General features: G+C 67.2%; 9 protein-coding genes. 2 read left to right on the top strand and 7 right to left on the bottom strand.

Features of this window, described 5'->3' with window-relative positions; all coding sequences use genetic code 11:
- Positions 1 to 6: 6 nt before the first annotated feature.
- Positions 7 to 687, bottom strand: coding sequence for a phosphoribosylformylglycinamidine synthase subunit PurQ (gene purQ / locus CKJ85_RS09735; protein WP_095278702.1), 681 nt, complete (start codon positions 685 to 687; stop codon positions 7 to 9).
- The gene (gene purS / locus CKJ85_RS09730; protein ID WP_095278703.1) at positions 684 to 914 is read right to left on the bottom strand and encodes a phosphoribosylformylglycinamidine synthase subunit PurS; all 231 of its coding nucleotides are present in this window, start codon (positions 912 to 914) and stop codon (positions 684 to 686) included. The genes purQ and purS overlap by 4 nt, the downstream gene beginning before the upstream one ends.
- 192 nt (positions 915 to 1106) lie before the next feature.
- Here purS and CKJ85_RS09725 point away from each other — a divergent pair, with 192 nt between their 5' ends.
- Complete coding sequence (locus tag CKJ85_RS09725; protein WP_095554201.1) at positions 1107 to 5078, top strand: ExeM/NucH family extracellular endonuclease; 3972 nt, start codon at positions 1107 to 1109, stop codon at positions 5076 to 5078.
- A 36-nt stretch (positions 5079 to 5114) separates the two neighbouring features.
- On the opposite strand, the gene CKJ85_RS09720 is transcribed toward CKJ85_RS09725, so the two are convergent.
- Genes CKJ85_RS09720 through CKJ85_RS09710 form a run of 3 tightly spaced genes read right to left on the bottom strand, consistent with a single transcriptional unit; the run spans position 5115 to position 8831 of the window.
- Positions 5115 to 5798 (bottom strand): DUF2334 domain-containing protein, encoded by a 684-nt coding sequence (locus CKJ85_RS09720; protein ID WP_095546731.1) that lies wholly within the window; start codon positions 5796 to 5798, stop codon positions 5115 to 5117.
- A gap of 5 nt (positions 5799 to 5803) precedes the next feature.
- On the bottom strand, positions 5804 to 7909 hold the full coding sequence (locus CKJ85_RS09715) for a S9 family peptidase (protein WP_095554200.1): 2106 nt from the start codon (positions 7907 to 7909) through the stop codon (positions 5804 to 5806).
- A gap of 25 nt (positions 7910 to 7934) precedes the next feature.
- A complete protein-coding gene (locus CKJ85_RS09710; protein WP_095278736.1) occupies positions 7935 to 8831 on the bottom strand; it encodes a phosphoribosylaminoimidazolesuccinocarboxamide synthase in 897 nt (298 codons plus the stop codon).
- Between the two features lie 37 nt (positions 8832 to 8868).
- Here CKJ85_RS09710 and CKJ85_RS09705 point away from each other — a divergent pair, with 37 nt between their 5' ends.
- Positions 8869 to 9573: a hypothetical protein gene (locus tag CKJ85_RS09705; RefSeq protein WP_158221637.1), complete on the top strand. Its 705-nt coding sequence runs from the start codon at positions 8869 to 8871 to the stop codon at positions 9571 to 9573.
- Positions 9574 to 9746: 173 nt separating this feature from the next.
- On the opposite strand, the gene purB is transcribed toward CKJ85_RS09705, so the two are convergent.
- Together purB and purD are read right to left on the bottom strand one after the other, a co-directional pair.
- Complete coding sequence (gene purB, locus CKJ85_RS09700; RefSeq protein ID WP_095554198.1) at positions 9747 to 11177, bottom strand: adenylosuccinate lyase; 1431 nt, start codon at positions 11175 to 11177, stop codon at positions 9747 to 9749.
- A gap of 22 nt (positions 11178 to 11199) precedes the next feature.
- Entirely contained in the window at positions 11200 to 12465 is a 1266-nt protein-coding gene (gene purD, locus CKJ85_RS09695; RefSeq protein ID WP_095554197.1) for a phosphoribosylamine--glycine ligase, read from the bottom strand.
- Positions 12466 to 12467 lie beyond the last annotated feature (2 nt).

The following is a 12467-nucleotide window of genomic DNA, read 5'->3' as shown; positions in this document are numbered from 1 at the left end:
AGTCGTTTACGCTCCGATCTTCGAGATAGCGTCGATGGCGGATTCGAACAAGCCCAGACCATCAGTGGACGGGCCGGTGAGCAGCTCAATCGCGTGCTCCGGGTGCGGCATGAGGCCGACGACGCGGCCCGACTCATTGGTCACGCCCGCGATCGAGTTGGCGGAGCCGTTGAAGTTGTCGGTGTAGCGGAAGACCACGCGGCCCTCCTGCTCCAGCTGGTGCACCGTCTCCTGCGATGCCTGGAAGCGCCCCTCGCCGTGCTTCGCTGGCACCAGGATCTTCTGGCCAGCCTCGAAGCGGGACGTCCACGCGGTGTCCGCGTTGGCGATCTCCAGGTAGGTGTCCACGCAGTGGAAATCCAGGTGCTGGTTGCGGGTGAGCGCGCCCGGCAGCAGGCCGGCCTCGGTGAGGATCTGGAAGCCGTTGCAAATGCCCAGCACCGGCATGCCCTTCTTCGCGGCTTCTACCACAGCGCCCATCATCGGTGCCTGCGCGGCGATCGCGCCGGAGCGCAGGTAGTCGCCGTAGGAGAACCCGCCCGGGACGACGACGGCGTCCACGCCGGTCAGGTCGTCGTCGGCGTGCCACAACTGCTTCGGCTCGGCTCCTGCGAGGCGGACGGCGCGGAGGGCGTCGACGTCGTCAAGCGTGCCTGGGAACGTGATAACCCCGATGGTTGCCGTCATCGAACAACCTCGAAATCCTCGATCACGGTGTTGGACAGGAGGGTCTCCGCGACGCGAGCGAGCTCCTCATCCGTGACGGAGTCATCCACCTCGATCTCGAAGCGCTTGCCCTGGCGGACATCCTGGACCCCGTTCACCCCGATTCGCCCAAGTGCGCGCTGGACAGCCTGGCCCTGCGGATCCAGGATTTCAGCCTTCGGCATGACATTTACCACGACACGTGCCATGAGATTCCTTCATTAGTCAGAGGTCAGCAGACGTGGGCAAGTATATCCGACGCCACCGGGGAACCAATAGCGGTCCAACAGATGAACAAATCCTGAACTTTAAGTTTTTACTGAGTTTATACCCAGCGCAGCCTAGCGACCGGCGTTATTTTAACTGGGAAATCACTCCATCCTCTCAGCAAAGGGTTCCACATGCGTTTCAACCACCGCCACGGGTTCTCCGCAGCGTTCATCGTCGCGCTCGCCGCCGGCACCATCACCGTCCCATCCGCGCACGCCGAGACCGACGGCTCCAACGTGGTCATCAACGAGGTCTACGGAGGCGGCGGCAACTCCGGCTCCACCATCTCCAACGACTTTGTCGAGCTGTACAACCCCACCGACCAGGACATCGACATCACCGGATGGGTCCTCGACCAGCAATCCGCCAAGGGCAACACGGGCAACACGACCAAGCTTTCCGGATCCGTGCCTGCCGGCGGCTACTTCCTGATCAAGGGCGCCGCGGGCAACGACACGTCTAACCCGCTCGAAAATGCCGACTACGAGAGCTCCTTCGACTTCAACGGCAAGAAAGCGAGCGCAGTGCTTACCGACGCCTCCGGCACCCAAGTCGACCTCGTCGGCTGGGGCGGAGCGGCCAACTTTGAGGGCAAAGCCGCCGAGGGGACGTCGAACTCCACCTCCATCCAGCGCAAAGAGGTGGGCGTAGACACCGACGACAACGCCGCTGACTTCCACGCTGCCGCGCCGACCCCGCAGCGCTCGGGCAACGACCCGGTCGTGCCGGCAGAGCCTTCCGACCCCGCTGACCCGTCCGATCCCGCGCAGCCCGCCCCGGAGCCCGGCGCGATCACCCCGATCGCTGAGATCCAGGGCACCGGCGCCGCCTCCCCGCTCGAGGGCAAGACCGTGACCACCGAGGGCGTGGTCACCGCCGTGTACGACGAGGGCGGCAAGAACGGCTTCTTCCTGCAGACCGCGGGCACCGGCGGCGCAGAGAAGAAGGCCGGCGACGCATCCGACGGCATCTTCGTCTACATGGGTGGGAACAACGACTTCCCACAGCGCGGCGACTCCCTCCAGGTGACTGGCAAGGTCTCGGAGTACTACAACCAAACCCAGATCACTGCTTCGTCCAAGACCAATCTCGACGAGGCGCTCGAGGCACCGACCGCGATCGCCCTCGAGTCCCTACCGGCTGGCGACGACGCCCGCGAGCCCTACGAGGGCATGCTGGTCCGACCGGGCACCTACACCGTGACCGACAACTACAACCTGAATAACACGGGCGACCTCGGCCTGGTGGCGGGCACCGAGCCGATCTACAACTTCACCGACAAGAACAAACCGAGCGTGGACGGCTACAGCAAGTACGAGGCCGAGCAGTCCGCCCGCGAGGTGTACCTGGATGACGGCCGCACCACGAACTATTTCCGCACGGACAAGCAGACCCCGCTGCCGTACCTGGTCACCTCGGATAAGGGCGTGAAGTCCATCCGCACCACCGACCAGGTGGAGTTCCAGACCGACGTGGTTGTGGACTACTCCTTCGACCAATGGCGCTTCCAGCCGCTGCAACCGATCACCGGCAAGAACGCCGCCGACGAGCTGCCGATCATGTGGGAGGACTCCCGCGAGAAGTCCATCGACGTGCCGGGCACCGTGAAGGGCGACTTCTCCCTCGGCTTCTTCAACGTCCTCAACTACTTCAACTCCCTGGGCGAGGATGAGGCCAACTGCAAGTCATACAAGGACATGAACGGCACCCCTGTCGGGTCCAACCGCTGCAAGGTCCGCGGCGCGTACACCGAGGATGCGTTCAAGGACCAGCAGGCCAAGATCGTCACCGCGATTAACACGCTGGACGTCGACGTGCTCGGCCTCTCTGAGATTGAGAACACTGCGACCGTCACCGGTGACGTGGCCAAGCGCGACGAGACCCTGCAGAACCTGGTGGACGCGCTCAACGCCCGGGCCGGCGAGGAGAAGTGGGACCTGGTGAAGTCCCCGACCCAGCTGGGCACCGACGAGGACTACATCCGCGTCGCGTTCATTTACCAAAAGGACAAGGTCCGCCCGGTCGGCGAGTCCAAGATCTTCGACGACCCGGCCTTCACCGGCACCGCCCGCCAGCCGCTGGCCCAGGAGTTTGAGCCGGCCGAGGGCGGCGACAACTTCGTTGCCGTGGTCAACCACTTCAAGTCCAAGGGTTCCGTTGCTAACAACGACAAGGATTCCGGCGACGGCCAGGGCAACAACCCCGCCGTTCGTAAGGCCCAGGCACAGGCGCTCATTGATCACCTGAGCAAGGAAGACAAATGGACCGACCTGCCGACCTTCATTCTCGGTGACCTGAACTCCTACACCAAGGAGGAAGCCATCACCGCCATCGAGGGTGGCGGCTTCTCCCTGGTCCACCACGAGAAGAACTTTGACCAGGCTTCCTACCAGTTCGGCGGCCGACTCGGCACCCTCGACCACGTGCTGGCCAACGTGTCCGCAAAAGACCTGGTCCAGGACTCCGCAGTGTGGAACATCAACGGCGACGAGTCGGTCGCGTTCGAGTACTCCCGCCGCAACTACAACGCGCAGGACTTCTTTGGCAGCGGCGACGACAAGCTCTACGGCTACGGCAACCCGTTCCGCTCCTCCGACCACGACCCGGTCAAGGTCGGCTTCAACATCAAGGTCGATCCGAAGCTGCTTGACGACGACTCCGCCACCGAAGAACCCACCCCCGCCGAAGAACCCACCGCCGGCCGCTCCATTATCAAGGCCGAGGTGCGTGACGACGGCCACCTCTGGGTGACCTACTCCGACGACAAGGACAACCCGGTCGACCTGGGCAAGGTCACCGGCGAGGACGGCGCCGCAGGCAAAGACGGCCAAGACGGCAAGGACGGCCAGGATGGCAAGGACGGCGAGCCGGGCGCCGCTGGTAAGGACGGCGTTGACGGCGCTAACGGTAAGGACGGCGCCAAGGGCGAGAAGGGCGACAAGGGTGACCCCGGCGAGCCTGGCAAGGACGGTACCGACGGCGTTGACGGCGCTAACGGTAAGGACGGCGCCAAGGGCGAGAAGGGCGACAAGGGTGACCCCGGCGCCGCAGGCAAAGACGGTGCCGACGGCGTTGACGGCGCTAACGGTAAGGACGGCGCCAAGGGCGAGAAGGGCGACAAGGGTGACCCCGGCGAGCCTGGCAAGGACGGTACCGACGGCGTTGACGGCGCTAACGGTAAGGACGGCGCCAAGGGCGAGAAGGGCGACAAGGGTGACCCCGGCGCCGCAGGCAAAGACGGTGCCGACGGCGTTGACGGCGCTAACGGTAAGGACGGCGCCAAGGGCGAGCAAGGCGAAAAGGGCGACAAGGGCGACAAGGGCGAAACCGGCGAGCCGGGCGCCGCAGGCAAGGACGGTGCCAACGGTGCCAACGGCAGCGATGGCAAGGACGGACAGGACGGCAACGACGGCCGTGGCATCGAGTCCGTTGCCATCAATGAGGATGGCGAGCTGATCGTCCACTACAACGATGGCCACGCCGAGAACGCTGGCAAGGTCAACGGCACCAGCGGCGAGGATGGCGCCGACGGTAAGGACGGCGCAGACGGTAAGGACGGCGCAGACGGTAAGGACGGGGCTGCTGGTAAAGACGGCCAGGACGGTGAGAAGGGCGACAAGGGCGAGACCGGCGCTGCCGGCCGCGGCGTTGCTGGCTTCGAGGTCGTCGACGGCGAGCTCGAGGTGACCTACACCGATGGCACCAGCCAGAAGGTCGGCCCGATCGCTGGCCAGGACGGCGCCACCGGCACCGACGGCCAGGATGGCAAGGACGGCGCCAACGGTACCGACGGCAAGGACGGCGCCGATGGCCGCGGCGTTGAGAAGGTCGAGGTTGACGGCGAGGGCAACCTGGTCATCACCTTCACCGACGGCACCACCCAGAAGGCCGGCAAGGTGCAGCCGGACGCACCGAAGCAGCCGCAGAAGCCGATCCAGGACGGCGGCGACCAGGGCACGTCCGCGGACGGCAGCTCCACCTTCGGCACGATCCTCGGCATCATCGCTGCGCTTATCGCGGGGCTCGGCCTCGCGGGCGCGGCTGCGTACCACTTCATGCCGCAGCAGGTGAACGATCTGCTCAACCAGCTGGGTCTGCGCTAAAGACCTCGCTGAGCAAGCCGCGAGGAAACCCGCCGACTACAGGAACGCCCTGTAGTCGGCGGGCTCTGCGCCGTTGGCCTGGGCGCACAGGATGGCCGCGGTGAAATCGCGGCGGACCTTCTTCTTGTGCAGCTCGCGGGCGGAGATGGACAGGCGGAGCGTGTTGCCCTTCTCCGCACCGCGGACGGCGGCAGCGATGATGTTGCGTCGCCACCACTTGGCCGTGCCGTAGCCCTCGCCGACGGAGAGGTTGCGGCAGCGGGTGAAGGGGGTGGCGGTGGCGTCGGTAAGCGAATAGATGCCCTTCGTTGACACGGCGAGGCGGAACCCGAAGTCCGGGAGCACGCCGAGTGTGCCTGGGGACATGCGCCAGCGCGGCGGGGCGAACATGTCGAGGTGGAAACCGAGCGCCTCCATCTGGCGGGTCGCGCCGGTGAGGCGCAGGCGCGCTTCGTGCTCGCCGAGCGACGCGAACTCGGAGCGGCGGCCCTGAACCGCCTGGTCGAAACCGTTGAGGAGCAGGGCGCGGTGCTCGGCCTGCTCGAGGAGCCAGCCGCGCGTGCGCGAGTCCTTGGCCAGGTGCCACTTCTTGTCGATGTGCGGCGCGACCAGCAACGACACCGGCACGCGTTTGCGGTCCAGGCCCTCGACGAGCCGGACCACGTCATCGAGCGTGTCATCAAAAATGGACGAAATTGAGACGAGAACGCGACCAGACATACCCGCTATTCTCCCACAGCGGCCACGGCTTTGCTCTTCACCAACGTCCACGCGTACTCGAACGCCGTCTGCTTCCACTTGGCGTAGCGGCCCGACACCCCGCCGTGGCCCGCGGACATCTCGGTCTTGAGCAGAATCTCGCCTCCGGTGGCGTGCTCGCGTAGCTTGGCCACCCACTTCGCGGGCTCAACGTAGAGCACGCGCGTGTCGTTCAGGCTGGTCACGGCCAGGATGTCCGGGTAGCCCTGCGCGGTGATGTTCTCGTAGGGCGCGTAACCGGCCATGTAGTCGTAGACCTCGGGGTCGTGGTACGGGTCGCCCCACTCTTCCCACTCGCCGACGGTGAGCGGCAGCTCGGGCTTGAGAATGGAGGTCAGCGGGTCGACAAATGGCACGATCGCCTGGATGCCCGCGAACTTCTCCGGCGTCATGTTCGCCACCGCGCCCATGAGCAGCCCGCCCGCAGAGCCGCCCTCGGCGACGAGGTGCTCCGGATCGGTCATGCCCAGTTGGATGAGCGTGTCAGCGCAGGCGATGAAGTCCGTGAACGTGTTCTTCTTGTGCAGCATCTTGCCCTGGTCGTACCAGCTGCGGCCCATCTCGCCGCCGCCGCGCACGTGCGCGCACGCCCACACCATCCCGCGGTCTAGCAGCGAGAGTCGCGCGATGGAGAACCCCGGGTCCATCGACGCCTCGTATGAGCCGTAGCCGTACAGCAAGGTGGGCGAAGCGTTCGGGGCAGTCGCTTTTCGACGCACCACCGACACCGGAATCTCCACCCCGTCCTCAGCCTTCGCCCAGATCCGCTCGGCGACGTACTCGTCCGGGTTGTAACCGCCCTCAACCTCCTGCTCCTTGAGCAGGGTGAACGAGCCGTCCTCGACCCGGTAATCCAACAGCTGCGACGGCTGCGTGTACGAGGTGTAGCCCACCCGCACCACGGGCGCGTCCCACTCCGGGTTGCCTGCCAGGCTCGCGGTGTAGAGCTCCTCGGAGAACTCCAGCTCCTCGAAGGGGGCGAAGTCCTCGCCCGTGAGCGGCGCAACGGCCAGGCGCGGGATCCCGCCGCGGCGGTACGACATGAACACGAAGTCGCGGTAGACGTCCAGCCCCTCGATGCGGGTCGTATCCGAGTGCGGGACGATGACGGCCAGGTCGCGCAGGTCCGGTAGCTCGGCGGCGAGTGCGACCGCGCTCACCGCGAAGTTCGGCCCCGCGGCGTTGTGCGTGACCAGCCAGTACTCGCGGTCCCCCAGCGCGGCGTAGTCCGGGTGGTACTCCACACCCTCCTCGCGCGGCCACATCACCTGGAATTCGGCGGTGGGATCCTCGAGCGGGGCGACGCGGTACTCGGTAGTCAGGGACGACGAGGACAGGATGTAGAGGAAGCGCTCCGCGCGGTCACCGCCCACGCCCACGCCGAACTTCTCGTCCTTCTCCTCGAAGACCAGGAAGTCCTCGGACGCGTCCGTGCCCACCTTGTGGCGCCAGATCTGGTGGGGCCGCCAGGCGTCGTCGCAGCGGACGTAGAACAGGTAGTCATCGCCGGCCCAGGTCGCGCCGTAGAAGACGCCCTCGATGACGTCCGGGAGCAGCTCGCCGGTCTCCAGGTCCTTGATGCGCAGGTCGAAGCGCTCGTCGCCGGTGGTGTCCACCGAGTAGGCCAGGAGGCGGCCGGAGGTGGTGACCGAGGAGGCGCCGATGGAGAAAAATTCGTGGCCGTCGGCGAGCTCGTTGGCGTCGATAAGCACCTGCTCCCCGGGCATCTCCTCCGAGACCTCGGGTGGGGTCCAGCGGTCGTCGGCGGCGGGGACGCGGCACGAGAGGGCGTAGTTCTTGCCCTCGATGGTGCGGCCGTAGTACCACCAGTCGCCCGCGCGCTGCGGCACGGACATATCCGTTTCCTTCACGCGCGACTTGATCTCGCCGTAGATCGTGTCGGTCAGATCGCTCAGGTGCGCGGTGGCCTGCTCCGTGGCGGCGTTTTCCGCCTCCAGGTACGCGATCGTCTCCGGGCTGTCTTTGTCGCGCAGCCACTCGTAGTTGTCCACGAAGTCGCGGCCGTGGAACGAGCGGGTGATCGGGTGCTTCGGTGCCTTCGGGAAATCCATAGGCACCCAGCCTAGGGCACCGCGCTTACGCGTTGGCGCCCGGCCAGTCGCCGAACTTCTCGCCGCTCAGGCGCTCGTACGCCTCGATGTAGCGGTCGCGCGTGGCCTCCACCACGGAACCCGGCAGCTCCGGCGGCTGCGTGCCTTCCGAGGGGCGCCAGCCCGACTTCGGGCCGGTGAGCCAGTTGCGCACGTACTGCTTGTCAAAGCTGGGCTGCTTCTGGCCCTCCTTGTAGGAATCGGCGGGCCAGTAGCGGGAGGAATCCGGGGTCAGGACTTCGTCGGCAAGCACGAGCTCCCCGTTGCTATCCAGGCCGAACTCGAACTTGGTGTCCGCCAGAATGATGCCCTTGGTCTCCGCGTACTCCGCGGCGCGCGAGTAGACCTCGAGGGTGCGATCGCGCAGGCGCTCCGCCAGCTCGGTGCCGATCTTGCCCGCCATGTACTTGAACGTCACGTTCTCGTCGTGATCGCCCTGCGCGGCCTTCGTCGCCGGGGTGAAAATCGGCTCCGGCAGCTTCGACGCCTCAACGAGGCCCTCGGGCAGCTTCACGCCGCAGACCATGCCGCGCTCGTCGTACTCCTTCTTGCCCGAACCGGTGAGGTAGCCGCGGGCGACGCACTCGAACTCGACCATGTCCAGCTTCTTCACCACCATCGCGCGGCCCAGCACCTCCTCCGGGATCCGCGGATCATCGATCGGCCCCGCGAGGTGGTTCGGAATCCCGTCCAGCAGGTCGAAGAAGAACATCGACGTTGCGGTGAGAATCCGCCCCTTGTCCGGGATCTCGGGCTCGAGCGAGAAGTCGAACGCGGAGATGCGATCCGAGGCCACCATGAGCAAGGTGTCCCCATCTACCTGGTAAATCTCGCGGACTTTGCCGCCGGAAAGGTGAGTGTAGTCAGAAAGCTCTGGACGCATGGCACCAAGCATATACCGCGCCACTACCATGTTCCGCATGGTCTCTCGCCTCCCAGTGTTGCTCGCGCTGCCGCTCGCCGCCGCACTCGCCGCGTGCTCGCCGCAACCCGCCAGCACGGACGCCGCCGACATGCCCGACTTCGCCCCCACCCGCGACAACGCCGTCCTCAGCTTCGGCGACACCGCGCGCGTCGCCACCGAGGACCCCGCAACCGGCACCCAGGTGCAGTGGGAGGTCACCGTCGAGCGCCCGCGCCGCATCACCGGCACCCAAGCCGCCAACAACCTCCGCTCGCCCGACCCGCAGCGGTTCGCCGCGTTCACCTGCTTCCCGGTCACGCTCACGCCCGTCGCCATCGGCAGCAACCCCACCGGCCCCACGGTGCCCGTGCCGGAGCTTTCGCTTATCGACGCCACCCCCGCCCCCTCCACAACCCTCACCGCCAACTCCGTCCCATCCCAGCCGGGCAGCGGCACGGGCCTGGGGGCGGGGTCGGGTTCTGGGTCGCGGGCTGGTGTTGGGGCTGGGTCTGGCGCTGGTGCTGTGCCTGGGGCCGCTTCGCCGTCCGCGGCGGAGGCGTACTGCGACATGGGCAGCGGCGCCCCCTCCGGCTACACCGCTGAACTGGAGGAAGGCCGCGCCTACACCACCGCGCTCGCATCCTGGGAGCGCCGCGTGGACCCCGGCGTCCCCGCCACTGGCGTGCGCCTCGACGCCACCGGCGTCCGCTGGGCGGAGTAGACCCGCACCAGGTCGGCGGTCGGCGCTGCTCCTTCCAAACGGAGCTAGCTCCATCTACGCGCAACCCACCAACAAAACCCCAGGTCGCCGTTCAACACCAACCCCAAACGGAGCTAGCTCCTTTTAGACGCAGACAGCACCGACTACGCCCGCCGCCCCCCGGCCGCGGCGAGCTACAGGATCTCGCCCGGGCGGTAGTTGGCGGCGTCGGGGTACTTGTGTACGAGGGCGTCGATACGCGTGAGCACGCGGTCGACCTGCGACTCTGCCGCGCCGATAAACGCGTGCCGGTCCGCGAGAGCCTCCTCAAGCTGGCCGAGGTCCAGCGGCAGGCGATCGTCGTCGGCAAGACGCTCGACCAGGTTCTGCTCGGCGCCGTTCTCGCGCATGTCCAGGGCCATGGCGACGGCGTTTTCCTTGATCACCTCGTGTGCGGTCTCGCGGCCCACCCCGGCACGCACGGACGCCATGAGGATGCGCGTGGTGGCCAAAAACGGCAGGTAGCGGTCCAGTTCGCGGGTGATCATGGCGGGGAACGCGCCGAACTCGTCGAGGACGGTGAGGAAGGTCTCCAGCTGCCCGTCGATGGCAAAGAACGCATCCGGCAGCGCGACGCGGCGCACGACGGAGCAGAACACGTCGCCCTCGTTCCACTGCTGACCGGCCAGGTCAGCGGCCATGGTGAGGTAGCCGCGCAGGATAACCTGGAAGCCGCCCACGCGCTCGCAGGAGCGCGCGTTCATCTTGTGCGGCATGGCGGAGGAGCCGACCTGGCCCTCCTTGAAGCCCTCGGTCACCGTCTCGTTGCCGGCCATGAGGCGGATCGTGGTGGCCAGCGAGGATGGCCCGGCGCCGAGCTGGACCAGCGCGGAGATCGCCTCGAAGTCCAGGGAGCGCGGGTAGACCTGGCCGACGGAGTCGAACACGGTGTCAAAGCCCAGGTGGCCGGCCACCTTGGATTCCAGCTCGGCGAGCTTCGCCTCGTCTCCGCCCATGAGGTCGAGCATGTCCTGCGCCGTCCCCATCGGGCCCTTGATGCCGCGCAGCGGGTAGCCGTCAAGCAACGACTCGATGCGGTCGACCGCGACCAGGATCTCGTCGGCTGCGGACGCGAAGCGCTTGCCCAGCGTGGTCGCCTGCGCCGCCACGTTGTGGGAGCGGCCTGCCATCACCAGCGACTTGTACTCGGACGCCCGGTTGCCCACGGCCTTGAGCAGCGCGACCGCCTTGCCGCGGACCAGTTCGAGCGCGCGCACTATCTGCAGCTGCTCGACGTTCTCGGTCAGGTCGCGGCTGGTCATCCCCTTATGGATGTGCTCGTAGCCGGCGAGCGCGTTGAACTCCTCGATGCGCGCCTTCACGTCGTGGCGCGTGACGCGCTCCCGCTCCGCGATGGAGCTCAGGTCGACGCGGTCGATGACGGACTCGTAGGCGTCGATAGCCTCTTGCGGGATCTCCACGCCGAGCTCACGCTGCGCGCGCATGACGGCGATCCACAGCTGCCGCTCGAGGATGATCTTGTGCTCGGCGCTCCACAGCCTCGCCATCTCCGGCGAGGCGTAGCGGTTGGACAGGACGTTGGGGTTTGCAGGCTTCTCAGTCACGCGCCAATTATCGCACAGGGGGCTAGTGCTTATCGACGCTCACCTCACCCGCCACCGCACGCCGCCCAATATCCTTCCTGTAGAAGGACCCGCGCATCTCGATCCCCCCGATGACGCGGTAGGCGTCGGCGATCGCGTCCTCCAGCGTCGCGCCGTGGCCGAGCACGTTGAGCACTCGCCCGCCCGCGGAGACGTAACCATCGTCCCCGCGCGTTGTGCCCGCGTGCAGCACCTTGTCCGGGTTGTCCAGCTCCGGCCCCGTGATCGCGTCGCCCTTGGCGGGGCTGGCCGGGTAGTTCTCTGCGGCGAGCACGACCGTGGCGGCGTAACCGTCCTTCCACTGCAGCGGCGGCAGGTCCGCGAGCGTGCCGGTGGCTACGGCGTACAGCGGCTCGGCGAGCGGGGTCTCCAGCATGGACAGCACGGCCTGGGTCTCCGGGTCGCCGAATCGGGCGTTGAACTCCACCACGGCCGGGCCCTCCGGGCCCCACGCCGCGCCGACGTAAAGCAGGCCCTGGTAGGGGGTGCCGCGGTTGACCATCTCGCGCGCGACGGGGGCGGCGACCTCGTCGACGATGCGCTGCACGCCATCCGCCGGCAGCCACGGCAGCGGGGTGTAGGCGCCCATGCCGCCGGTGTTCGGGCCCTCGTCGTTGTCGTAGGCGCGCTTGTGATCTTGCGCGGGCAGCAGCGGGACCACGGTTTCGCCGTCGACGAGGCAGAACAGGGAGACCTCGGGGCCTTCGAGGAAGGACTCGAACAGGACCGGGTTGCCCGCCTCGAGCACCGCCTGCGCGTGGGCTGCGGCCTCGGCGCGGTCCGTGGTGACCACGACGCCCTTGCCGCCGGCCAGGCCGTCGTCCTTGACCACGTAGTTGGGGCCGAACTGCTCCAGGGCCTTTTCGACGCCCGCCGCGCCCTCCTCCGGCGCAACGCGCAGCGCGCGGGCCGTGCGCACGCCGGCGGCGGCCATGACGTCCTTGGCGAATGCCTTCGAGCCCTCCAGCTGGGCCGCGGCCTTGGTGGGGCCGAAGACGGGGATACCCGCCTCGCGCAGGGCGTCGGCGGCGCCGGTGACCAGCGGGGCCTCCGGGCCGATCACCACGAGCTCCGCCTGCTCGTCGCGGGCGAGGGTGACGATGGCTTGGGGCGACGTGGCGTCGATAGGCAATTGCTTGGCCAGCGTCGACATACCCGCGTTGCCGGGTGCGACGACGAGCTCGTTGCCAGACAGACCTTTGAGCAGGGCGTGTTCGCGGCCGCCCGAACCGATAACAAGGATGCGCATGG

Source organism: Corynebacterium sp. NML 150383, assembly GCF_002285085.1.
GTDB lineage: Bacteria > Actinomycetota > Actinomycetes > Mycobacteriales > Mycobacteriaceae > Corynebacterium > Corynebacterium gottingense.
This window is presented reverse-complemented; position numbering and strand designations above follow the sequence as displayed.